The sequence below is a fragment of the Hyphobacterium indicum genome (genome assembly GCF_003129605.1).
In the GTDB taxonomy this organism is placed as follows: domain Bacteria; phylum Pseudomonadota; class Alphaproteobacteria; order Caulobacterales; family Maricaulaceae; genus Hyphobacterium; species Hyphobacterium indicum.
The window spans coordinates 132104-154053 of sequence record NZ_QBDX01000002.1 but is presented as its reverse complement, the minus strand read 5'-3'; the positions used below and the strand labels follow the sequence as shown (position 1 = coordinate 154053).

General features: G+C 61.6%; 21 protein-coding genes. 11 read left to right on the top strand and 10 right to left on the bottom strand.

The window, feature by feature from the left end; translation table 11 throughout:
- The first annotated feature begins 19 nt into the window (after positions 1–19).
- Positions 20–1171: a ribonuclease D gene (rnd, locus tag DBR16_RS05130; protein ID WP_109260191.1), complete on the top strand. Its 1152-nt coding sequence runs from the start codon at positions 20–22 to the stop codon at positions 1169–1171.
- On the opposite strand, the gene DBR16_RS05125 is transcribed toward rnd, so the two are convergent.
- The 4 genes from DBR16_RS05125 to DBR16_RS13870 are packed head-to-tail and all read right to left on the bottom strand — an operon-like array spanning position 1168 to position 6661.
- The gene (locus tag DBR16_RS05125; protein ID WP_233347594.1) at positions 1168–2685 is read right to left on the bottom strand and encodes a Ppx/GppA family phosphatase; all 1518 of its coding nucleotides are present in this window, start codon (positions 2683–2685) and stop codon (positions 1168–1170) included. The genes rnd and DBR16_RS05125 overlap by 4 nt on opposite strands.
- Positions 2682–4895 (bottom strand): RNA degradosome polyphosphate kinase, encoded by a 2214-nt coding sequence (locus tag DBR16_RS05120; RefSeq protein ID WP_109260190.1) that lies wholly within the window; start codon positions 4893–4895, stop codon positions 2682–2684. Before DBR16_RS05120 ends, DBR16_RS05125 begins: the two co-directional genes overlap by 4 nt.
- The gene (locus tag DBR16_RS05115) at positions 4895–5572 is read right to left on the bottom strand and encodes a P-loop NTPase family protein (protein ID WP_109260189.1); all 678 of its coding nucleotides are present in this window, start codon (positions 5570–5572) and stop codon (positions 4895–4897) included. The genes DBR16_RS05120 and DBR16_RS05115 overlap by 1 nt, the downstream gene beginning before the upstream one ends.
- 15 nt (positions 5573–5587) lie before the next feature.
- Positions 5588–6661: a DUF2066 domain-containing protein gene (locus DBR16_RS13870; RefSeq protein WP_161539418.1), complete on the bottom strand. Its 1074-nt coding sequence runs from the start codon at positions 6659–6661 to the stop codon at positions 5588–5590.
- A gap of 132 nt (positions 6662–6793) precedes the next feature.
- On the opposite strand from DBR16_RS13870, the gene purM reads away from it, so the two are divergent.
- Entirely contained in the window at positions 6794–7822 is a 1029-nt protein-coding gene (purM, locus tag DBR16_RS13865) for a phosphoribosylformylglycinamidine cyclo-ligase (RefSeq protein WP_125184507.1), read from the top strand.
- Entirely contained in the window at positions 7819–8388 is a 570-nt protein-coding gene (purN, locus tag DBR16_RS05105) for a phosphoribosylglycinamide formyltransferase (RefSeq protein ID WP_109260187.1), read from the top strand. The genes purM and purN overlap by 4 nt, the downstream gene beginning before the upstream one ends.
- On the opposite strand, the gene DBR16_RS05100 is transcribed toward purN, so the two are convergent.
- Positions 8385–8684: a YkvA family protein gene (locus DBR16_RS05100; protein WP_109260186.1), complete on the bottom strand. Its 300-nt coding sequence runs from the start codon at positions 8682–8684 to the stop codon at positions 8385–8387. The two genes, purN and DBR16_RS05100, sit on opposite strands and share 4 nt — an antisense overlap.
- Positions 8685–8765: 81 nt before the next feature.
- On the opposite strand from DBR16_RS05100, the gene arfB reads away from it, so the two are divergent.
- The 3 genes from arfB to DBR16_RS05085 all read left to right on the top strand — a co-directional run bounded on the left by arfB (position 8766) and on the right by DBR16_RS05085 (position 11038).
- The gene (gene arfB, locus DBR16_RS05095) at positions 8766–9185 is read left to right on the top strand and encodes an alternative ribosome rescue aminoacyl-tRNA hydrolase ArfB (RefSeq protein WP_199288376.1); all 420 of its coding nucleotides are present in this window, start codon (positions 8766–8768) and stop codon (positions 9183–9185) included.
- A 148-nt stretch (positions 9186–9333) separates the two neighbouring features.
- On the top strand, positions 9334–10626 hold the full coding sequence (locus tag DBR16_RS05090) for a C1 family peptidase (RefSeq protein WP_109260184.1): 1293 nt from the start codon (positions 9334–9336) through the stop codon (positions 10624–10626).
- Positions 10627–10648: 22 nt separating this feature from the next.
- The gene (locus DBR16_RS05085; RefSeq protein ID WP_161539417.1) at positions 10649–11038 is read left to right on the top strand and encodes a protease inhibitor I42 family protein; all 390 of its coding nucleotides are present in this window, start codon (positions 10649–10651) and stop codon (positions 11036–11038) included.
- A gap of 160 nt (positions 11039–11198) precedes the next feature.
- Here the strand turns inward: DBR16_RS05085 and ndk are convergent, their stop codons facing one another.
- On the bottom strand, positions 11199–11621 hold the full coding sequence (gene ndk / locus DBR16_RS05080) for a nucleoside-diphosphate kinase (RefSeq protein ID WP_109260182.1): 423 nt from the start codon (positions 11619–11621) through the stop codon (positions 11199–11201).
- A gap of 96 nt (positions 11622–11717) precedes the next feature.
- Between ndk and DBR16_RS05075 the strand changes: the two genes are divergently transcribed.
- Complete coding sequence (locus tag DBR16_RS05075; RefSeq protein ID WP_109260181.1) at positions 11718–13595, top strand: ABC-F family ATP-binding cassette domain-containing protein; 1878 nt, start codon at positions 11718–11720, stop codon at positions 13593–13595.
- Positions 13596–13703: 108 nt separating this feature from the next.
- Here the strand turns inward: DBR16_RS05075 and DBR16_RS05070 are convergent, their stop codons facing one another.
- Both DBR16_RS05070 and DBR16_RS05065 read right to left on the bottom strand, forming a co-directional pair.
- A complete protein-coding gene (locus DBR16_RS05070; RefSeq protein ID WP_161539416.1) occupies positions 13704–13988 on the bottom strand; it encodes an I78 family peptidase inhibitor in 285 nt (94 codons plus the stop codon).
- Positions 13988–14509: a hypothetical protein gene (locus DBR16_RS05065; RefSeq protein ID WP_109260179.1), complete on the bottom strand. Its 522-nt coding sequence runs from the start codon at positions 14507–14509 to the stop codon at positions 13988–13990. The genes DBR16_RS05070 and DBR16_RS05065 overlap by 1 nt, the downstream gene beginning before the upstream one ends.
- An 84-nt stretch (positions 14510–14593) precedes the next feature.
- Here DBR16_RS05065 and DBR16_RS05060 point away from each other — a divergent pair, with 84 nt between their 5' ends.
- Positions 14594–15385, top strand: coding sequence for a hypothetical protein (locus DBR16_RS05060; protein WP_109260178.1), 792 nt, complete (start codon positions 14594–14596; stop codon positions 15383–15385).
- Here the strand turns inward: DBR16_RS05060 and DBR16_RS05055 are convergent.
- The gene (locus DBR16_RS05055) at positions 15382–15834 is read right to left on the bottom strand and encodes a DNA polymerase III subunit chi (RefSeq protein ID WP_109260177.1); all 453 of its coding nucleotides are present in this window, start codon (positions 15832–15834) and stop codon (positions 15382–15384) included. The two genes, DBR16_RS05060 and DBR16_RS05055, sit on opposite strands and share 4 nt — an antisense overlap.
- 4 nt (positions 15835–15838) lie before the next feature.
- Positions 15839–17311, bottom strand: a complete 1473-nt coding sequence (locus DBR16_RS05050) for a leucyl aminopeptidase (RefSeq protein ID WP_109260176.1) — start codon at positions 17309–17311, stop codon at positions 15839–15841.
- A gap of 119 nt (positions 17312–17430) precedes the next feature.
- Between DBR16_RS05050 and DBR16_RS05045 the strand changes: the two genes are divergently transcribed.
- The 3 genes from DBR16_RS05045 (at position 17431) to DBR16_RS05035 (ending at position 21936) form a co-directional block, all read left to right on the top strand.
- Positions 17431–18552 carry an LptF/LptG family permease gene (locus DBR16_RS05045; RefSeq protein WP_109260175.1) on the top strand — a complete coding sequence of 374 codons (1122 nt, stop codon included), beginning with the start codon at positions 17431–17433 and terminating at the stop codon, positions 18550–18552.
- Positions 18549–19652 (top strand): LptF/LptG family permease, encoded by a 1104-nt coding sequence (locus tag DBR16_RS05040; protein WP_109260174.1) that lies wholly within the window; start codon positions 18549–18551, stop codon positions 19650–19652. Before DBR16_RS05045 ends, DBR16_RS05040 begins: the two co-directional genes overlap by 4 nt.
- Before the next feature lie 73 nt (positions 19653–19725).
- Positions 19726–21936, top strand: coding sequence for an LPS-assembly protein LptD (locus tag DBR16_RS05035; RefSeq protein ID WP_161539415.1), 2211 nt, complete (start codon positions 19726–19728; stop codon positions 21934–21936).
- Positions 21937–21950 lie beyond the last annotated feature (14 nt).

Genomic DNA, 21950 nt, shown 5'->3' with positions numbered 1-21950 from the left:
CCCGTTAAACGCGATCCCGATGAAACTGATTACAACGACCAAAGACCTCGAAGCCGCGTGCGACGCGCTGGTGCAGTGTGACTTCATTGCGGTCGACACCGAATTCATACGCGAAAGCACGTTCTGGCCGCAGCTCTGCCTGATCCAGGCGGCGGGCGGCGAGACGGAAGTGCTGATCGATCCGCTCGCTGACGGCCTGGATCTGGAACCTTTCTACGACCTGCTGGCCGATGACCGGATCATGAAAGTGTTTCATGCGCCGCGGCAGGATCTGGAAATTTTCTATCACATGGCCGACGGGATGATTCCGGCGCCAATCTTCGACAGCCAGGTGGCCGCGATGGCCCTCGGACTGGGCGACAGCATTGCCTATGACAAGCTGGTCATGGCGGTGCTTAAACACCCGATCGACAAGGGCTCGCGCTTCACCGACTGGTCACGGCGGCCCCTGACGCCGGCGCAATCGGGCTATGCGCTCGCCGATGTCACCCATTTGCGCGACATGTATCCGATCATCCGCGAGCGGCTGGAAAAGGCCGGGCGGATGGGCTGGGTCGCCGAGGAAATGGCGATCCTGACCAATCCCGCGACCTATGAACAGCATCCGGAAAACGCCTGGCAGCGCCTGAAAGTCCGCAAGAACAGTCCGAAATGGCTGGCGGCCATGAAAGCGGCGGCCGCCTGGCGCGAAGAAGAAGCGCAGACCCGCGATATTCCGCGCCAGCGCATCGTCAAGGATGAGGGCCTTTACGAGATTGCCCATGCGGCCCCCACCAAGCCGGAAGACCTGGCGGGCATGCGCGCCCTGCCGCGCGGCTTTGAACGGTCGGCCCCTGCCCAGCGGCTGATCGACAAGCTGAAACCGGCCCTTGCCGACCCCAAGGCCTATGCGCCCGACGTGCCACCGCCACCGCGGCGGCCGGAAGGGGCCAGCGCGATTGTCGAATTGCTGAAAGTGCTGCTGAAACTGGTGGCGGAGGAGGCCGGAGTCGCCGCGCGTCTGATCGCCACGGTTCCGGATCTGGAAGAGATCGCCACCAGCGACACCGCCGATGTGCCGGCCCTGCGCGGCTGGCGGCTCGAGGTGTTCGGCGAGACCGCACTGGCGCTGAAGCATGGCAAGATCGGCCTGGTGCTGGAAAACGGCAAGGTCGTCGCAAAACGGCTCTAGAGGCTTTTGACGACCGGTTCGCGCTCGAGCGATTCCGCCAGTTGGTCAAAGCGGTAACGGGCGCGCTCAACCACCAGATCGGCATCGCCTTCCGGCGCGCTGAGGATGAGGTGTTTCTCGTCCGCGGACAGTGAAAACCGGCTGAGCAATGCATCCGCACGGCCGGACAATGCCGCGCCGAAGCGCAATCCCAGTCCATACGCCATGGCCCATTGCCGCGATTCCTCGTCCAGCAAATGTTCGAAAACGCGCGCATCGGCCGGTGGCCGTTTGCCGTCATATCTGTGATGCAGCACCAGCCCCATATAGGCGCGTTCGGCATGTGCAACCCCGGCGAAGGGCGCATAAAGCGCAAGCTCGCGCGCCAGAGCCGCACGGTGATCGGGGTGATGGCGGGCGCCGACATCGCACAGACGGGCCGCCGCCGCCCGGACCAGCGGGCTGCGATTGGCGAAAACCGTATCGCGCTGTGCAAACACCGGCTCCAGCCAACCCGCCATGGCGCGGCCGAAACCGGGGCTGGGCGCGGCCGGGCGGGCAACCGCCTCGGCTCCGGCCAGCAGCGGATCCACAGCCCTGACCCCTTCCGGCAGGCGGTCGAACACCGCGCCTTCCCGGACGCCGAAAGCGGAGAAAACCACGCGATTGAACTTTCCGCGCTTCATCAGCCGCTTCAGCAGCAATCCGGCATAGGGCAGCATGGCCGCCCGGCGTGCGGAAATTCCGGGAATACCGGTCAGCGAGACCACACTCAGCCGCGAGGCGAGGCCGGCGATTTCCTTTGCCGCCAGCCGGCTGAGCTGGAATTGATGGATGACGCGCAAGGGATAGTCGGCCTCGGCAATGGCCAGATGCGCCAGCGCCCGCCATGAACCGCCAACCGCATAGAGCGTGTCGCCACACTCCTTCAGAACCGGCGCAGCGGGTTTGAGAATTGTGTCGATCCAGTCCCTGGCGTTCTTGCGGCTGGCCATCAGATTATCCGGTGCAGCCAGCGGGCCCAGCGGCAGCGTAATCCCCTGTCCCGGCTTGCCGCGCGATACCGGCACGATTTCGAGGCTGGACCCGCCCAGATCCGCGGCGGCACCGGTGGCATCGGGTGCGCCGGCAATGACGCCCATACCGGCAAGGCGGGCTTCGTCCTCGCCCGAGAGCACAGCGATCTCGATACCGGCCTCGTTTCTGGCGCGCATGATGAATTCGGGGCCGTCCGACGCATCGCGCACGGCAGCCGTAGCCAGAGCGATGCGCTCGCTGACGCCCTTGGCATCCAGCAGGATGGCAAAGCGGCGCAGCGCCCGCAGTGCGGCCTCCACGCCCTCCGGATTGAGGTGTCCGGTCTGACCCAGCCCCCGGCCCAGCCCGGCGCTGGTCTTTTCATTGAAAACCGGCCACAGCGCCCGGCCTTCCATGCGGAAGTGCACGAGGCGAACCGAATTGGAGCCGATATCAATAACGGCGAGATCGTGCTCGACCGCGTTTTCTCCGCTGAGGGCATGCATGCGCTGCGTCAAAGCCGCGGTCCGGAATAGGGCAGCGTTTGCGGCTGATCATTCTTGAGCGCCTGGCCGCGGCCCGAAAGACTGGGATTGGTCATGAAATAATCATGGGCGGAGAAGCGCTTGTTGAGGTCGCCGGTATCGACCCGCTCATACTCACCATTGGCCTGCATATACCAGCTCTGATCATCATCATTCAGATTGGCGACCATGATCTGGTCGAGAATCTGCCGGTGCACAGTCGGGTTCTGGATCGGTGTCAGCACCTCGACGCGGCGATCGAGATTGCGCGGCATCCAGTCGGCAGAGGAGATGAAGACCCGTGCCGAGGCGCTGGGCATGTGGGCCCCATTGGCAAAGCAGACAATACGGGAATGCTCCAGAAAGCGGCCAACGATGGATTTGACGCGGATATTGTCCGACAGGCCCGGCACGCCGGGGCGCAGGCAGCAAATCCCCCGGACCACGAGTTCACACCGCACTCCGGCCTGGCTGGCACGGTAAAGCGCGTCAATGATCTCCGGGTGGGTGATGGAATTGAGCTTGGCCCAGATGCCGGACGGCTTGCCGGCGCGGGCATTCTCGATCTCGCGGTCAATATGGCGGATCAGGAATTCCTTCATGCCGATGGGCGAGATCGACAGGCGCTCCAGATTTTCCGGACGGGCATAGCCGGTCACGTAATTGAAGATACGCCCGGCATCCCGGCCAAAAGCCGGATCGGCGGTGAACAGGGACAGATCGGTATAAATCTTGGCCGTGATCGGATGATAATTGCCGGTCCCGAAATGCGCATAGGTCTGCAGCTCTCCAGCTTCGCGGCGCACGACCAGGCTGACCTTGGCGTGGGTCTTGTACTCGATAAAGCCATAAACGACCTGCACGCCGGCGCGCTCCAGATCCCGCGCCCATTTGAGATTGGCTTCCTCATCAAAGCGGGCTTTCAGCTCGACCAGGGCGGTCACATTCTTTCCGCTTTCCGCCGCCTCGATCAGCGCCGCAACGATCGGTGAATTCTTGGAGGTGCGATAGAGCGTCTGCTTGATCGCGACGACGTCGGGGTCGGCCGCTGCCTGCCGCAAAAACTGTACGACAACGTCGAAGCTCTCATAGGGGTGGTGGACCAGAATGTCCTTGGCCCGGATCGCGGCAAAACAATCGCCGCCATGATCCTTGATGCGTTCCGGAAAGCGCGGCTCATAGGGCTCGAATGTCAGGTCATTACGGGCATCGGGGATGAGCTGTGCGAGTTGTGCCAGGCCGATAATACCGTCAACCTCGACAATGTCGGCGGGATCGGCCTTCAGATGCCCGGCGATAAAGCGCTTGAGGTCTTCCGGCATGCTGGCTTCGATCTTCAGCCGGACGAGCTGACCCCGGCGGCGTTCCCGCAAAAGCTGTTCGAACTCGCGGACCAGGTCTTCGGCCTCTTCCTCGATCTCGATATCGCTGTCGCGGATGATGCGGAATGTCCCCTTGCCTTCCAGGTCATGGCCCGGAAACAGCTTGTCGAGGAAAAGGGTCAGCACGGTTTCCAGCGCCACAAAGCGCTTGATCGGCCGTCCCGCCTTGTTCACACGTCTGTCCGGCAATTCGATAAAGCGCTTGACCCCGGCCGGCATCGGCACCAGCGCGGTCATCAGCTTGCGGTCGGACTGCCGGCGCAGCTTCAGGACCAGCGAGAAGCCGAGATTGGGAATGAAAGGAAAGGGATGCGCCGGATCAATCGCCAGCGGGGTAATGACCGGCAGGATGTGGAGCAGGAAATCTTCTGACAGCCAGGCCCGGTCGCGTTTTGATATGTCCGTTTCCCCGAGCAGCTTGACGCCCGCGCGGCCCATTTCAGTCTTCAATTGCCGCCAGCGCTCCAATTGTTCTTCCATCAGCTCGCCGGCAAACTGATTGATGCGTTTCAGCTGCTCTGCAGGGGTCAGACCATCAATGGACGGCGTATTGATGCCATTGCGGAGCTGCGCGCGCAGCCCGGCCACGCGCACCATGTAGAACTCGTCCAGATTGCTCGCCGAAATCGACAGAAAGCGCAGGCGTTCAAGAACCGGATGATCCTTGTTCGCGGCCTCTTCCAGCACGCGCGTATTGAACTGCAGCCACGACAATTCGCGGTTCAGGAACCGGTCGGCCGAATTCAGCAGGTCAGACGTCTGGCCATCCATGAGTGCACTTTCATTCGATTCGGGCCGGAATATGCCCGGATTTGTGTCCATCAATCCTCGCCGAACGGGTCCTGCCCGTCCAGCACGCGGCGCGCAACACCGCGATTGATCAGCGAGCGCCGCGCCAGCGCTTCCCGGTCCAGCGCCTCGACCAGACGGCGCGCGCCTTCAACCGAGCGCTCCATCCGGGGCAAAAGATAGTCGATCAGACCCTCCACCAGGGGTGATTGCCGGTCGGCGAAGAGTTTCTTCAAGAGCCGCGCCAGCAAGGCATCATCCGGCTCCTGCAATTCCGCGGTCGAAACCGCTTTCAGGCGCGATTGCAGATCGGGAATATCTGTCTGCCAGCGGGCCGGAGCTTCGCGCGCCGTCAAAAGCAGCGCCGGGATGGTCTCGTGCTGGGCCCGGTTCATCAGGTGAAACAGGGCCGAGCGGTCGGCCTCGACATCCGCATCCTCCACCGCGACCGGCTTTGCCGGCGGCAGACCCTCCAGACTTTCTGCCAGATCGGCTCCGGCGATGATCGTGCCGCCGCTCTCCCGCACCCACATATGGGTCAGATGGGTCTTTCCCGTTCCCGGTGGTCCATACAGCACCAGGACGCGGCCCGGCCAGGCCCGCCAGCCGGCCAGCGCCCAGCGCGCAGACGCATTGGCTTCGCCATCGACGAAGCTTTCCGCGCTGTAGTCCTCACGAGGCGGAAGGCCGAGCGCGAGCTGTTCACCCATCAATGTTTCCCGATTCTAGCGCGAGCGTACCACAAGGCCGAGTTCGCGGTCTTCCATCAGACGGGCGCCGCGGGCATCGAGTTCACGCTGAAGCTGGTCCCTCGACCCGCGATATTGCAGCGTCATCATCGCACCGGTCGGGGCGATGGCATCAAGCTGGGCCGAGCTGATCAGCGAAGCGCCGGTCATGGCGTTCTGAAGACGCTGCCATTCGGCGAGCGAGCTGTAGAGCACCGTCACGTTCAGCGTCTCGGCACCACCGCCACGCACAATGGCTTCCGACTTCCATGCCGATTCCAGATCGCCGACGAATCGCCGGGCCGCGGCCCGGAAGTTCGGCACGCCCATGGTCGGGATCGCCTGGCTGGTCATCTCGCCGCTGCCATCAATGGAAAAGAGGCGGCCATCCACGCGCACACCGCCCTCTGACTGGCTGGCAATCATCACCGCCACACGGGAGACGCCATAGGCCTGTGCCACCGAACGCAGCTGATCCTCATTCATCTGCGCCGCGCCGGCGCCATCAATCAGCATGCGCCCGGCATCACCCGAGGGCGCGCTCACCGGCGACAGGGCATGTTGATAGCCGCCATTGCGCCATTCCATCAGCCACGGATTTTCGCGCCCTTCGCCGGTCTCGGAATTGGTGGCATTCCAGAGCCAGTAGCCATTGCCGGTCTGCAGGACCGGAAGCACCAGGATTTCCCGCGCCTGTCCCTCCACGAAGGGAACGCCGAGACCATTGAGCCAGGTGCGGACCGCGCGCGGATCAAAGCTGACGGTCAGCTCACCCAGATAGCGGGTGGCGCTGCGCTGTTCATTGCCGACCTGGAGCCCGCTGATCATCATCGCCGCATCATCATTGCTGACCGGGGGAATCAGGCCGCGATCCTCGGGCAGCGTCAGGCGCTCCACCAGCCGCTCCACTGCCGCGACCTGGCCGCGCTGCATGGCCTGTGTCTGGGCTTCCAGCGCATTGGACGCCGACGCATCAATCGGCACGCCGACAACCGTGTAGGGCGAGTCGGCGGCGGCCAGCCCGGTCCAAAGAGCAATCGTGGCTATGGCTGCAAAAATCTGACGCATCATGGCGCGTTCCTCTTCGCATTCGGATATATCCCCCGTTATACCCGCCTTACGCGCGCGGTGAAGCCCGCGTCTTGCGCGAAAACTGCCTTTTGGGGAGAAGTAGCTCCCGGACGACTCAGGAAAGCGCCTGCCATGACCGACAAACACCGCAACAGCCTGACCTATGCCGATGCCGGCGTGGACATTGATGCCGGGGATGCGCTGGTCGACCGGATCAAGCCACATGCGAAATCCACAGCCCGCCCCGGGGCGGAGGTGGCGCTCGGCGGTTTTGGCGGGGCCTTCGATCTGAAAGCCGCCGGATATGAGGACCCGATCCTGGTCTCCGGCACGGACGGGGTCGGCACCAAGCTGCGTATCGCCATCGAGACTGGCCGCTTTGACACGATCGGCATTGATCTCGTGGCCATGTGCGCCAATGACGTGCTGGCGCAGGGTGCCGAACCCCTGTTTTTCCTGGACTATTTTGCGACCGGCAAGCTCGACCCTGCGCGCGGCGAAGCCATTATCGCCGGGATTGCCGAAGGCTGCCGGCAGTCCGGCTGCGCCCTGATTGGCGGCGAGACGGCGGAAATGCCGGGCATGTATTCGGGCGATGATTTCGACCTCGCGGGATTTGTGGTGGGGGCCGCTGAACGTGGAACCCTGCTGCCGCGGCTCGATGACATGCAGGCCGGCGATGTCCTCATCGGGCTGGCGGCCTCCGGGCCGCATTCCAATGGCTATTCGCTGATCCGCAAGGTGGTCGGGATGTCCGGGCTGAAATGGACGGATGATGCGCCGTTCGCCCCCGGGCAAACGATGGGCGAGGCCCTGCTCACCTCGACAAAACTCTACATCAAATCCGTTGTGCCGCTGATCAAGGAAGGCCTGGTCAAAGGTCTGGCCCACATCACGGGCGGCGGGCTGATCGAGAATCCGCCGCGCATGTTGCCGGATCATCTGGGTTTCGAGCTCGATTATTCCGCCTGGAAACGCCCGGCCGTCTTTGACTGGCTGGCCGAGACCGGCGGGATCGAGGAAAGCGAAATGCGGCGCGCCTTCAATGGCGGGATCGGCCTGCTGCTGGCGGTGGCTGCAGATGATGCCGAGGCGATCACCGTTGCATTGAATGATGCGGGCGAAGAGGCCTTCGTGTGCGGGCAACTCGTCGCCAAGTGACGAAGCGCGTTGCCATCCTGATATCCGGGCGCGGCAGCAATATGCGCGCGCTGTGCCAGGCGATGGCATCACCGGATTTTCCGGCCAAGCCTGTGCTGATCCTCTCCAACCGCCCGGATGCGGCGGGGCTGGATTATGCCCGCGCCGAGGGCCTTCCCTACACGGTGATCGACCACACGCAATTCGAGAGCCGCGCGGCCTTTGACGCGGCACTGCACGACGCCCTGCAAAAAGCCCGGCCTGACATTATCTGCCTCGCCGGCTTCATGCGGCTCCTGACGCCCGGCTTCGTGGAGAAATGGGCCGGCAGCCTGATCAATATCCACCCCTCCCTCTTGCCGAAATATCCCGGCCTGAAGACGCATCAGCGCGCGCTCAATGCCGGAGACACAGAGGCCGGCTGCACCGTGCACCATGTCGTGCCGGAAATGGATGCAGGCGAGATCATCGGCCAGTCGCGCGTGCCCATTCTGCCCGGCGATACAGTGGAGACGCTGGAGGCCCGTGTGCGGGAGGCCGAACACCAGCTCTATCCGGCGTGCTTGCGGAAACTGGTGGAAAGCTAGCCCGCGACCTTACCCTGTTTCTGCTGCCATTGAGCCCCCAATGAGGCGATGGCCGCAGCGATCATGCCGGCATCATCGACATAGCCAGCGACAGGAATGAAATCGGATACGGCATCGGTCGGAAGGACCAGATATCCCAGCGCGGTCAGGCAGGTCGCCTTGACCCAGCGCGGGGTTTCGGGATCCCGTAGCAAGCCGTAAAGCCCACTGGCCTGGTCGACCAATTGCCCCACTCCGCTGATATGCTTCAGCTTGGACGTGAATTTACCGGCACTGAAATGACGGGCATGATCCATGACGGGCTCCTTGCGGGTCGCATCTGCCCGTCTCAAGTTAAGGTCAATTGAGGCAGAAATAGGAAAACCGCCGGAGCCATCATGCAGATCACGGACGCCATCTTCATTGACGAGAGCGAGCTGGAGGAGCGGTTTGTGCGCGCCTCCGGCCCGGGCGGCCAGCACGTCAACAAGACCTCCTCGGCCGTACAGCTGCGCTTTGACGCCGCCAACTCGCCCAGCCTGTCCGCCGAAATCAAATTCCGCCTGAAACGCATTGCCGGGCGGCGCCTGACCAAGGACGGGGTGCTGGTGATCGAGGCCGATGGCTCCCGCTCGCAGGAGCGCAACCGGGCCGAAGCGCGCCGCAAGCTGGCGGAGCTGATCGAACGCGCCACGAACCGGCCCAAGCCGCGAAAGGCTTCGCGCCCCTCTCTGTCCTCGATCAGGAAGGTCAAGGAGGCCAAGGCCAAGCGGGGGCAGAAAAAGGCGTTGCGCAAAAAACCGGGGCGGGAGGAGTAGCCACGTCACCTGCAATTTCGACCGCCGGGTTTCGTCTGACACGCGAAAATGTTAACCAACAATTCCCAAACGCCCATGCGCGCCCCGAGGCTCGCGCAGCTTCGGGCGTCGCGGCGGGCGTTCACACGCTACGCGACAGGGGGAAAATATGACGAAATTCAATTCATTGGCGGCTGTGGCCGGGGTCTTCTCATGTCTGGCCATCACGCCTGCGGCAGCGCTTCAGGACCGGGACGAGCAACGGGTTATCCGGCAAAGCCAACCAGCCGTTATTCAGCGGGAAGTTTCGCCGGAAATCCTCCGGAACACGCCCGAACTGATCCAGCGTCTGGATCGCAATCCGCGCCTCCAGACACCGGTCCTTGAGGGCCAGCTGGAGGAGATTACCGGTTTCATAGCGCCAACACAGGCGCAGATGGAATATCTGGCACCGTTCCAGCGCCGCTTTGCCAACGAAATTGTTGAAATACATCGCGAATTACGTCCGGAGATTTGGGAGCGGCTGCGTAATTTCTGCTCGCCGGGCGCGCGCGCTTTCAACTGGCGTGACGCCGGACAGATGACTCCGGTCCGCAATCAAGGGGCCTGCGGGTCTTGTACGACCTTCTCCGTTTCGGGAGCGTTCGAGGGAGCCAACAATATCCGCAACAATCAGTCGATTGACGTCTCCGAACAACAAATGCTGAGCTGCGCCGAGCAGAATAATGGCAATGATGCCGTCAGCTGCAATGGCGGCTGGATGCACTGGATTGCCGGCTGGATGATGTCGAACGCACTGACCGGCGAAAATGATTTCAACTATCAGGCGTCCGATCTCTCCTGCCCGGCCAATTTGCCAAGCCGCTATGGCCTGGCCGCCTGGGACTGGATCGGGTCCAATACTCGTTTTCCAACTGAAAACGAGATTAAGGATGCCATCTGTGAATATGGCCCCGTCAGCGTGGCCGTGACCGTCGGTAATGATTTCCGCCGTTATGATGAAGGGGTCTTCCGCACCGATGACCGCGATGCCGTCAATCACGCCGTCGTGCTAGTGGGTTGGGACGATGACCGTAATGCATGGCTCATGCGCAATAGCTGGGGCACGGGCTGGGGCGATGATGGTTATATGTGGATCGAATATGGAGCCAGCCGGATCGGTGAATATGGTATCTGGCTGCTGCCCGAAGAACGCAGCTTTATCGAACGCTCCAATATCGCCGAGCTGATCCGTGAGCAATACATCCCGTTCTGGCAAGAATATAACCTTCAATTCCCGCTGCCGGACATCACCGAGGCGCGCCGCCTCAATCCCGATTTGCAGAATCCGGACCGGTTCCGCGAAATACAGGATCAACCCGAACTGCAGCGGCAGGAATTCCAGCGTCAACCGCGTCTCGAGCAGCGCTTGGAACTGCCCGAGCGGTTCGAGGATCGGGGATCACCGGACGATGGCAACTAGACCATTTTTATTGAGTGCTGTCATGGCTGCCGGTCTTTGCGGACCGGCAGCCGCCCAGCGGGCTGAAAATCGCACGGTAATCGAACCCCTGACGGTCGAGGCCATTCCCGAGACTGACCGGATGTCGGTATCGGTCGATACCGGCATCGGCGGCGAAATCGAGGTCATCCTTCCGGCCCAGGCCACAACCGGGTTCGAATGGCAGGCCGAGCGCGCCAATGATCTGTTGCGGCTGGTGGCGGAATGCGAATATCCCGGCGACACGGACCGGCTGGGCAGCGTGGGAACACACCGATTTATTTATCGCGCTGAGAGTGCAGGCCTGAGCGGCGTCACACTCCGATATGTGCAGCCCTGGGTGCCAGATGAGCCGGCAATTACCGTGGAATTGACGATCACGATCACAGAATAAAAAAGCCCGGCGCAATGGCCGGGCTTATCGATTTCTCTTTCTCCCCCTGCTTGCGGGGGGAGTGTCGAGTAACGACGAGAGGACGGATGGCGTGCAGGATCGCCCCCTCCGCTCGCTTCGCGACCACCTCCCCCGCGAACGGGGGAGGAAAGTCTATCACCTACCCGACAATCTCGTCGTCGGAGAAGAAGAATTTGATTTCTTCCGCGGCGGTTTCCGGGGCGTCGGAGCCGTGCACCGAATTGGCTTCGATGGATTCAGCGAAGGTCTTGCGGATCGTGCCTTCATCGGCATTTTCCGGATTGGTGGCGCCCATGACTTCGCGGTATTTGGCGATCGCATTCTCGCCTTCCAGGACCTGGACCACGACCGGGCCGGAGATCATGAAGCTGACCAGATCGTTGAAGAAGGGACGCTCGCGGTGGACGCCGTAAAATCCTTCGGCCTGATCCTTTGTCATATGGATGCGCTTTTGCGCGATGATGCGCAAGCCGGCATCCTCGATCATGGCGTTGATCTTGCCGGTCAGATTGCGGGCGGTGGCATCGGGTTTGATGATGGAGAAGGTGCGCTGGGTAGCCATTTGAGAAACTCCGTAGTGTTCGGGGAGGTTTGACGAGTCGCGCGGGCTTATAGAGGCGCTTTCGCTCCTTGTGAAGCCGTGCTAGCCGCTGCCGCCATGCTACACGTCAACGACCTCACCTGCCGGATGGAAGGCCGCCTGCTGATTGATCAGGCGACGTTTCACCTGCCGCCGCGCTGCCGCATGGGGCTGGTGGGGCGAAACGGGTCGGGCAAGTCGACCCTGTTCCGGGTGATCAAGGGCACATTTGCCGCTGAAAGCGGCGATGTCCGCGTGCGCAAGGGCGCGCGAATGGGGTTTGTCGATCAGGAAGTGCCGGGCGGGCCGGAAAGCCTGATGGAGGTGGTGCTGGCCGCCGATACCGAGCGCGCCAGCCTGCTGGCCGAAGCAGAGACCGCCACCGATCCGCACCGCATCGCCGACATCCAGACGCGGCTGGCGGACATCGAGGCGCATTCTGCCGAAGCGCGGGCCGGGATCATCCTGTCCGGTCTGGGCTTTACCGCGGCGGAACAATTGCGGCCCTGTTCGGAGTTTTCCGGCGGCTGGCGCATGCGGGTGGCCCTCGCGGCGACACTGTTTGCGCGGCCGGACCTGCTCCTGCTCGATGAGCCGACCAATTATCTCGATCTGGAAGGCGCGATCTGGCTGGAAAGCTATCTCAAGAGCTTCCCCGGTGCGGCGCTGGTCATCTCGCACGACCGCGACCTGTTGAACGCGATGGACACGATCGCCCATCTGCGGGCGAAGAAAATCAGTATTTTCGAGGGCGGTTACGATAATTTCGAGCGCCAGCTGGCGGAAAAACAACGCCTGCAGATGAAGCTGAAAGCCCGGCAGGATGATGAACGCCGCCACCTGCAGGCTTTTGTCGACCGTTTCAAGGCCAAGGCCAGCAAGGCCAAACAGGCGCAAAGCCGGGTGAAACGCCTGGAAAAGATGCAGCCCGTGGCGACCATTGTTGATGATCCGGTCTCGCCCTTCGAATTCCCGGCCCCGCAAAAGCAGATGGCCCCGCCGCTGATGCGGATCGAGGGGCTGGATCTGGGCTATGAGCCCGGCCAGCCCATCCTGCGCGGGCTTAATCTGCGCATTGACCCGGATGACCGCATCGCCCTGCTGGGCCGCAATGGTTCGGGCAAGTCGACCTTTGCGAAACTGCTGGCCGGACGGCTGGAACCGATGGGCGGGCATTTCCGCCGTCACAAGAAAATCCAGACCGCCTTCTTTGCCCAACACCAGATGGACGTGCTGCCACCGGAAAAGTCCGCCTATGATCATGTGCTGGAACGCATGGAGGAAGCGACCGAGGCCCAGCGCCGGGCGCGGCTGGCGCGGTTCGGCCTGCCCATCCATTTGCAGGAAACGCCGGCCCGGCAGCTGTCGGGCGGCGAGAAGGCGCGGCTGTTGCTGAACCTTATCGTGTTCGACGGCCCGCACCTGCTGATCCTCGATGAACCGACCAACCACCTCGATATGGATGCGCGGGCCGCCCTGATTGATGCCATCAATGCCTATGAGGGAGCCGTCATCCTGATCGCCCACGACCGGCACCTGGTGGAAAGCTGTGCCGACCGGCTGTGGCTGTGCGCCGAGGGCGGTATCGAGCCCTATGATGGCGACATGGAGGATTACCGCCTGCTGGTGACCGGAAAGGCGCCGAAAGAGGAGCGTGGACGCAGCCGCACGGTCATCGATGAAAAGACCGGCCGCCGCCGCGAGGCAGCCGCCCAGCGCGAGGCCATCAAGCCGCTGAAACTGGAAGTGCGCAAATGGGAGAAGGAAGCTGAGCGCCTGCGGGCCATTCTGGCCACGATCGACAAGGGGCTGGCTGCGCCGGGGCTTTATGAAAAGGATCCGAAAACCGCCACCGAACTGCAGATCAAACGGGCCCGGGCCGAAGAACTGATCGAGACCGCGGAGACGAACTGGCTGGACGCGATGGAGAGGCTGGAAGCGGCAGAGGCGGGCTAGCCGGTTTGGCGTATTTCAGAATCCGTTTTCGTTCGGCTTGACCGGACGATCTCGCCATCAAAGAGGCCCTCCGATCAAGTCGGAGGGAAACGGTTTTGAGTATTGCGCCTACCCGCAATAAACCCGCACCACGCGATCATCCTCATCGAGTTCTATATTCGTACGGTCGGCGCGATAATCCATCGTGACGGCCGTGCCCGGCGGGATGATGCGGCGGGGCTGCGGCAGGGTGTCGACGTCGATCTCGTTGATATCCTGGCCGACCAGATAGCCGAGCATATCGGCATCGCACCCGCCCTCGCCCAGCACCGGCGTCTCGATCCCGGGATCGGCGGGCTGCGGCGTCGCACAGGCGGCGAGCGCGAACAGAAGCGGAAATATCAGCTTTTTCATCATCGAGGCTCCAGAGGCTGGTCATAGTCGCTGCGCAGCCAGTGCCCCCGCAGCGATGCGAAGAAGGGATCAATATAGACCCATTCCCCATCCAGTTGCACCACTTCGACGATGGCATAACCGATCATGTAGTCGTTGACCGGGTGATGATCCCAGAAATCCTCGCCGGTGAAGAAGATGATCAGATCGGTGCGGAGCCCGTCCGCGTTGAAATTGCGATGGCTGCGGATGAGCTCGACGCCGCCTTCCTGCGCGAGGATCGACGCCACGGACGTGTAGCGATCATCGCCTTCCCGCCCGGCCAGCCAGGCGTCATCGTAGAGCCAGGCCTCGACCGGGGCCGCAAAGCCGTCGCCATCAAAGTGCCAGTCACTGACGCCATGAGCGCGGAAAAAGGCGATGTCGCGTGCCAGAATGGCCTCCCGCGTTTCCTCGGCGAAATACTCGATGGAGCCTTCACGCGGCGCACCGGGCCCGCAGGCGACAACAATCAATGCCAAGAATGGAATGAAATGTTTCATGATCGCCCCGGTCCTGCGCGAGGCTTGCCGGAAGCACACGATAGATACAACTTACAATTTGGCGAGGAACGGACAGGAGCGCCCATGTTTGACCGGCGGCTGGTTGATAAAGACATCGAGGATTGGATTTTCGAGCAATGGGACATGCTGCATCAACGTCTCGGGCCGGAAAAACCGCTGGGTAGTTCTGCCATGGTGCTGCCCCGGCCCGGCGAGTTCGGGTCCGCAGCGCCATCACCAGCGGAAACCGCACAGCGCATATTCGACCGAGTTCAACAATTGGCAGGACTTGAAAACTGGCCGGTCAAACTGGAAAGCTTCGAGGCTCTGAAGCCCGAACAGGTATCAGAATATGTTTTTCTGGCCCCCGAACGGCAACAGTCTGCCGGCCTCTTCATTACAGGTGACGGCAATGAACCGATTATCCGGTACGATCTGGATGCCGTGAACCGGCCAATGGATCTTATCGCCACTTTTGCGCACGAACTTGCGCATTACTTGCTGATCGCCACCCAGATCGACACAGGGGATATGGGAGAGGAAGCCGAATTGCTGACCGATCTGGCAGCTGTGTACATGGGCTTTGGCGTATTTCTGGCCAATTCGGCATTCGAGTTTGGGGGCCACCAAGGTTTTTACGGGAGTGGCTGGTCCAGCAAGCGGCAGGGCTACCTGTCCGAAAACAGCTTGTTGGTGGCGACGGCGCTATTTGCCCGAACCAGCGGAAACGATCCGGAAGAAGCCACGCCCTTCCTGAAAAACCGGCTGCACAAATCCTGGAAGAAAGCCCTGAAACAGGTCGACAGGCGTCAAGATGCCATAGAGCTGATGCGCAAAGCCGATAACGGGTTTTCCGAAAAGCTTGCGCAGGCTTAAGCCTTCTTTTCCCAGCGGCCTTCGACGGATTGCTGCCAGTAGGCGATGGCGCGGCCGGCGGCCTTGGCCTTCTTCCACAGTGCGCGGGAGGCCGCGATCGCCTGCTCGTCACTGGCATCAAACATGACGCAGACGCGTTCAAACCCGTCGGGGTTCTCGACGTCCACACCATCCAGCGCAAACAGGATTTGCGCGGAATTCAGATTGTCTTCCGTGAGGGATAGCAGGATGGGCTGGCGGTCCGGGTCCGGCTCATCGGCGCGGCCATGGGCGAGGAAGCTGTCCTCCTTCGCCGTCCAGAGCGTCGATTCCAGCGCCTTGATATGATCGGCATGGCCGGTACGCACCAGAGCGCGCCAGCCCTTTTCAAGCGTCTTTTCAAGCAATTCGGGCAAGGCATCGGCGAGCGTGGTCCGCTCAAGATGGTAGAACCACAGCTCGCCGGCCATTTACCTAGCCCTCGTAATTGTCCCGCACGAAGCGGTCCAGAAGGCGCACGCCATAGCCCGTGCCGAAGGTCGGCAGACGGGCATCCTTGGCGCCGGACCACATGCCGGCACCGGCGATGTCGATATGCACCCAGGGCTTGTCATTGACGAAGCGCTGGAGGAATTGCGCCGCGGTGATAGATCCGGCCAGACGGCCCTCGCCGATATTCTTCATGTCGGCGATGGGACTGTCGATCTGGCGGTCATATTCCGGCCCGATGGGCAGGCGCCAGACTTTCTCGTCCGAGGCCAGACCGGCTTTCGAGAGCTGGTCGGACAGCTTGTCGGAATTCGAGAAGATGCCGGCATGCTCATGACCCAGCGCGATCAGGATCGCCCCGGTCAGGGTTGCCAGGTCGATGATGAATTCCGGATCATATTCTTTCTGCGCATACCAGAGCACATCGGCCAGAACGAGGCGGCCTTCCGCGTCGGTATTGAGAATCTCGATGGTCTGACCGGACATGGAGGTCACGACATCGCCCGGACGCTGTGCGTCACCATCGGGCATGTTTTCCACGAGCCCGACGAGGCCGACCGCATTTACCTTGGCCTTGCGATTGGCGAGCGTGGTCATCAGGCCGACAACAGCAGCCGAACCGCCCATATCGCCCTTCATTTCGTCCATGCCGGCCCCCGGCTTGAGCGAAATGCCACCGGTGTCGAAAGTGACGCCCTTGCCGACAAAACAGAGCGGCTTGTCGCCCTTCTTGCCGCCATTCCATTTCATGATGGCGATCTTGCTTTCGGCGACCGAGCCCTGACCGACGCCCAGCAGCGAGTGCATGCCGAGCTTGGTCATTTCCTTTTCGCCGAGGATCTCGATCTCGAGACCGATATCGGCGAGCTTTTCAATGCGCTTGGCATAATCCGGCGGGCGCAGGAAGTTGGACGGCTCGTTGACGAGGTCGCGGGCGAGATAAACACCTTCGGCCACCGCCGACCAGTCTTTCCAGGCGGCTTTCGCGGCTTTCTGATCGTCGGCCGAGACCGTCACCGATTTCAGCGAGGGCTTCTTGTCATCAGCCAGCTTGGTGCGGAATTTGTCAAAACGGTAGGCGGCCAGCATGCCGCCCAGTGCAAAACGGGCTGCGCCTTCAGCGTCGGCGATTCCCTCCAGATGGACGTGCAAATCCTTTTCGCCCGTTGTCAGGAGCGCCTTGACCAGTCCGGCCCCGGCCTGCTCCAGCGCATTGCCGTCGGTCTTCTTGTTGCCCACGCCGAACAGGACGACGCGATCGGCGTCGATGCCGGACGGTGCATTGATGACGAGGGCTTCGCCGGCCCCGCCCTTGAAACGCGACGACTTGATGGCGCGGGTCAGCGCGCCTGCAGTCGCGGTATCAACGGTCTTGGCGGTTTCGGACAGCACGGCCTTGTCGAATGCGGGGACCGCAATTGACCCCTTGGCCGGCGCGTCTGCGAACTTGATTTTCATGCCTCATCCTCTTTTGTGGATCGCCTCACCCCGAATGGGTGTGCGAAGCTGTGTCGCCGAAGTGGTATCCGATCGCCGGGTGTTATAGAAGGCCATATCCGCATGAGTCTGCAGGCCCGATGATTCTCGTACAGCGCTACATGTTCCGGCAATTGCTGATGCCGTTTGTCACCGCTGCCACTGCGTTCGCGGCGCTGGCCTTGCTGACTCAGAGCCTCTCGAACATCGAATTCATCTCGAATTACCGCGAAACCGCCTTTACCTTTATCAAGGTCACCTTTCTCGCCTTGCCGCAGCTGGTGGCGCTGCTGTCGCCGTTTGCCTTGTTCATTGCAGTCCTGGCCGGATTGTCGCGTCTCTATTCGGATTCAGAAGCAACGGTGGCGTCTGCCTCTGGTTTGTCGCGCTGGGGCGTGCTGTCCCCGGTCATCCGTCTGGCGGTCCTGGCGGCCATCCTGAATCTGGGCATCAATCTCTTTGTCCAGCCGCTGGCCTATCAGGAAATGCGGCGCAGCGTTTACGAACTGCGCACCGATGTCGCGGCCAGCCTGGTACGGCCCGGAGAGTTTTCCAATCTGGCAGCCGGCGTAACGCTTTATGCCCGCGAATCCGACGGTAGCGGCCGCATGGCCGATATCTTCATCCACGATGCGCGTGATCCCGACGAGGTCTCCACCTACGCGGCGCGCGAAGGCGTCATTGTCCGGGGGGAGGTCCGCCCGTCCATGGTGCTCATAGACGGCAATGTGCAGCAGGTGGATGAAACCGGCGCGCTCAGCTTCCTGACATTTGACCGTTATGAATTTGATCTCGGGGATTTTGTTGATCCGCAACTGATTTTCTTCTTCAAGGAATCGGACCGGTTTCTGCATGAATTATTCTATCCGGACGCCACAGCGCTGGCCCGCGCACGCGGGGCCGAACGTTTGCTTGCTGAAGCGCATTACCGGCTGTCCGGACCGCTTTACAATATCGCCCTGGCGCTGATTGCCGCGGCCGCCTTCATGGCCGGCACGCATTCGCGGCTCGGCAATACGCGAAAGGTCATCATTGCTGTCGGGATCGCCCTGACCGTCCGGCTTGCCGGCTTTGCCGCCCAATCGGCAGCGGCTGATGATCCCGCTTTCAATTATGTGCAATACGCCTTGCCGGTACTGGCCATGATCGGCGCGATGACACTCATCTGGTGGCGGCGCGGACGTCCGCGGCCGGGCATTGACGAAGAGGCGGTCGCCGCATGAACCCGCTTCGCAGCCGCCTCGCCCGCTATCTGGCGCTTCAGATCCTGTTCGGCATTTTTGTTGCCGCCAGCGTCGTTGTGGCAATCATCCTGCTTGTCGATTTTGTGGAGCAATCCCGTGCCGTTGGTACACGCGTTGATGTCTCCGCCTTTGATCTTCTGGTGCTGACACTGTTGCGGGCCCCCTTGCTGGTTGAAGAGACCCTGCCTTTCATTTTCCTGTTCGGCGTATTGTTTGCGCTGTTCCGGCTCAATCGCCGCAGCGAACTCGTGGTGATGCGGGCCTCGGGCTATTCAGCCTGGCGGATCGTATCCCCCGCTGTCATCATTGCGCTTGTGTCCGGCATTCTGGCGACGACCTTGCTGAATCCCATCGGATCCGCACTGAACGCCGAATTCGAATCCCGCCGGGATCAACTCACGCAGGTCCAGACCGATGCGCCGCGGGCCCAGCCTGTCTGGCTGCGGGAAACCACGGCCGACGGTTTTACGGTCATTTCGGCGCGACAGCTGGAAGAAAATGCCCGGGAGCTGGTCGCCCCGGTCTTTCACTTCTACACGATCGGCGATTCCGGCCGGCCAGATCTGGATCGCAGGATAACGGCCTCCAGCGCGCAACTCATAGCCGGTTTCTGGACGCTCGAGGGCGCCGTGGAACGTACGCCTGGTGCCGCGCCTCTCGAGATCGGCGAAGTGGCGCTTCCCACTAGCATTGACCGTCAGTCTCTGTTCGAGCGCATCCGTTCACCTCGCGGCGTCTCTTTCTGGGACCTGCCGGGGCTGATTGCGTCGGCGGAAGCCTCCGGCCTCGCCGCCGAACGCTTCGTCCTGCGCTGGCAAGGCCTCCTGACTCTGCCGCTGACCCTGATCGCAGCAAGTCTGATTGCAGCGGCAGCGACCTTGCGGCTTTACCGGCTCGGCGGAGCGGCGGCGTTTGCGCTAACCGGGGGTGCGGCAGGTTTCCTGATATATTTCGTGCAGGAAGTTCTGCATACGCTGGGTGGCAATGGCACCCTGCCGCCCCTGACCGCGGCCTGGGCGGCGCCACTGATCACGACCTTGCTTGCCCTTGCCTACATCGCGTCGACCGAAGATGGTTAGCAGCGCGGCGTGGACGCGCGCGCTATAAGTGTTTATGCGGGTTGGTAACCGGCCCGGCCCCAAGGAGTATCGTATGCGGTCCCTGCTTCTCACTGCGGTTTGTGCCAGCGCACTGATATCCGGCATGGCCGAAGCGGCGATATGTGCCGTGACGCAGGGAACCGACGGCGGACTTTTGTCGGCGGCCGGTGATGAGCCTGTCTTTATCGAGGCCGATACGCTGATCGAGAATCGTGCGGACGGCAGTTACATGGCGCAGGGCAATGTAGTCGCGCGCCAGAATGGCCGGACCGTCGAAGCTGACGAGCTGATATATCGCCCCGGCACCAACCGGGTCATTGCACGCGGCAATGTTGCCATCTTCTCCGATAATGCTCCGCCGCAATTTGCCGACGAAATCGAACTGGATGACGCGCTCGGTGAAGGTCTCGCCGTCGGGTTTTCGACGCTGCTCGAGAACAATGGCAGCACCGCTGCAGCGTTCGCCGTAAGGCGGGCAAACGGGTCGCTGGAACTGACCAATGCCTATTATACAGCCTGCCGTATTGAAACGCATGGCCGTGAGCCGACCTGGCGTCTGCGTGCCGCCCGTGCCGTGCGGGATACGGATTCGGACATGATGTATTATCGTGATGTCCGGCTGGAGGTTCTCGGACTACCCGTTGCCTTTTCTCCGGTCTTTGCCCATGCGGACCCGTCCTCCGAACGGCGGTCTGGCCTGCTGTTTCCGGATTTCGGTGTATCGTCGCGGCTCGGAGCCTTCTACGGACAGCCCTATCACTGGGTCCTTTCCCCGTATCAGGACATCACGGTCACGCCGCGGGTCATGGCCAATGTCAATCCGCTTGTGGAACTGGAGTACCGGCGCCGGTTCTGGTCAGGGGATATGGCTTTCGAGACCAGCTATACGCGGGAACGCGATATCGACAGCGATGGTGAATTGCTAAACGACGCCGAACATCGCTGGCACCTGTTTGGCGGCGGTGAGTTTGATGTCACCGAAAACTGGGTCTGGGGCTTTGGCGTGCAGCTGGCGTCGGACGATTTCCACATGCGGTCCTATGACATCTCGGAAACCTATGAAGATTATCCCGGCATAATAGAACCCGCCCCCCGCCGGCTCATGAATCAGCTCTATGCGCAAGGCCGGACAGATAATTACTACGCAGAAGTGATCGCCTCGGGCGTTCAAAGTCTGCGCGAATTCGAAAATGATGATCAATTGCCAGTCATGGCGCCGTTGGGCGAATTGCGGCTGAACACCGCAGCAGGGGAACGGTTCGGCCGTCTTCGCGCAATTGCCTCGACGACGGTTCTGACGCGCAATGACGGTGTGGATTATCAGCGCGCGTCGGCCTCGCTGGACTGGCAGGCACAGTTCATCGCCCCCGGCGGGCTGGTGTTTGAGCCTTTTGCTGCCGGGCGGACGGATTATTACAGTTTTTCCGACGTGCCCGGCGCGCTGCCCGGAAATACGGTCACGGAAGATTCCTTTGGCCGCGTTCTTGGCTATGCTGGCGCTGAGCTGAGCTGGCCACTGATCAATTCGACCGGCGCCGCCGATACGATTCTGGAACCCATGCTGCAGGCACTGGTTGCGTCCGACGACACCGAGTCGACGAGGATCATCAATGAGGACAGCCAGACCGCGGAACTCGATGAGACCCTTCTGTTCGATCACAATCGCGCGACGGGATATGATTTGTGGGAGGAAGGCACGCGCCTGACCTACGGGCTACGTTCGACAACATTCTGGGGAAATAACAATCAGCTTCGCGGATTTATCGGTCAGAGCCGGAGACTGGATGGTGATCCCGTATTCGCGGCCAATAGCGGGCTGTTCGAAGATGACTCCGATTTTATCGTCGCGGGCGAGATCGATCTGGGATCTTTTGACTTGATGGCGCGGACGCGCGTGGATGCCGAGGACGGCACGCTGAACCGGATTGACCTTATGGCGACCTATTATGGCCAAAGGGTTTTCGCCCAGATCCGGTATTTCAGCTTTGATGATTCGCTTAACCGGCCTGGCCCCAGCGAGGAGATCCAGCTTGTTTCACAAACGCGTCTCACCGAGAACTGGAGCGTGGTCTACAATGTGCAACGCGATATGGATCAGGATGTAAACCGGCGTCAGGAAGTCGGGTTCCGCTATCGCGATTTCTGCACGGACTTCGAAATCCTGTATCAGCGCGAAAACCTCAATATCGGCAATCTCGGCCCGTCGGAATCGATCCAGTTCCGTGTGACGCTGTTCACGCTCGGTGGTATTGGCTCCGAATAACTGCCATGAGCAGT

Excerpts from the sequence above, each read along its gene's own strand:
- rnd (WP_109260191.1), top strand. The coding sequence starts at position 20 with ATGAAACTGATTACAACGACCAAAGACCTCGAAGCCGCGTGCGACGCG.
- DBR16_RS05120 (WP_109260190.1), bottom strand. The coding sequence starts at position 4,895 with ATGGACACAAATCCGGGCATATTCCGGCCCGAATCGAATGAAAGTGCA.
- DBR16_RS05115 (WP_109260189.1), bottom strand. The coding sequence starts at position 5,572 with ATGGGTGAACAGCTCGCGCTCGGCCTTCCGCCTCGTGAGGACTACAGC.
- DBR16_RS13870 (WP_161539418.1), bottom strand. The coding sequence starts at position 6,661 with ATGATGCGTCAGATTTTTGCAGCCATAGCCACGATTGCTCTTTGGACC.
- purM (WP_125184507.1), top strand. The coding sequence starts at position 6,794 with ATGACCGACAAACACCGCAACAGCCTGACCTATGCCGATGCCGGCGTG.
- DBR16_RS05100 (WP_109260186.1), bottom strand. The coding sequence starts at position 8,684 with ATGGATCATGCCCGTCATTTCAGTGCCGGTAAATTCACGTCCAAGCTG.
- arfB (WP_199288376.1), top strand. The coding sequence starts at position 8,766 with ATGCAGATCACGGACGCCATCTTCATTGACGAGAGCGAGCTGGAGGAG.
- DBR16_RS05090 (WP_109260184.1), top strand. The coding sequence starts at position 9,334 with ATGACGAAATTCAATTCATTGGCGGCTGTGGCCGGGGTCTTCTCATGT.
- DBR16_RS05085 (WP_161539417.1), top strand. The coding sequence starts at position 10,649 with ATGGCTGCCGGTCTTTGCGGACCGGCAGCCGCCCAGCGGGCTGAAAAT.
- ndk (WP_109260182.1), bottom strand. The coding sequence starts at position 11,621 with ATGGCTACCCAGCGCACCTTCTCCATCATCAAACCCGATGCCACCGCC.
- DBR16_RS05075 (WP_109260181.1), top strand. The coding sequence starts at position 11,718 with ATGCTACACGTCAACGACCTCACCTGCCGGATGGAAGGCCGCCTGCTG.
- DBR16_RS05070 (WP_161539416.1), bottom strand. The coding sequence starts at position 13,988 with ATGAAAAAGCTGATATTTCCGCTTCTGTTCGCGCTCGCCGCCTGTGCG.
- DBR16_RS05065 (WP_109260179.1), bottom strand. The coding sequence starts at position 14,509 with ATGAAACATTTCATTCCATTCTTGGCATTGATTGTTGTCGCCTGCGGG.
- DBR16_RS05060 (WP_109260178.1), top strand. The coding sequence starts at position 14,594 with ATGTTTGACCGGCGGCTGGTTGATAAAGACATCGAGGATTGGATTTTC.
- DBR16_RS05055 (WP_109260177.1), bottom strand. The coding sequence starts at position 15,834 with ATGGCCGGCGAGCTGTGGTTCTACCATCTTGAGCGGACCACGCTCGCC.
- DBR16_RS05050 (WP_109260176.1), bottom strand. The coding sequence starts at position 17,311 with ATGAAAATCAAGTTCGCAGACGCGCCGGCCAAGGGGTCAATTGCGGTC.
- DBR16_RS05045 (WP_109260175.1), top strand. The coding sequence starts at position 17,431 with ATGATTCTCGTACAGCGCTACATGTTCCGGCAATTGCTGATGCCGTTT.
- DBR16_RS05040 (WP_109260174.1), top strand. The coding sequence starts at position 18,549 with ATGAACCCGCTTCGCAGCCGCCTCGCCCGCTATCTGGCGCTTCAGATC.
- DBR16_RS05035 (WP_161539415.1), top strand. The coding sequence starts at position 19,726 with ATGCGGTCCCTGCTTCTCACTGCGGTTTGTGCCAGCGCACTGATATCC.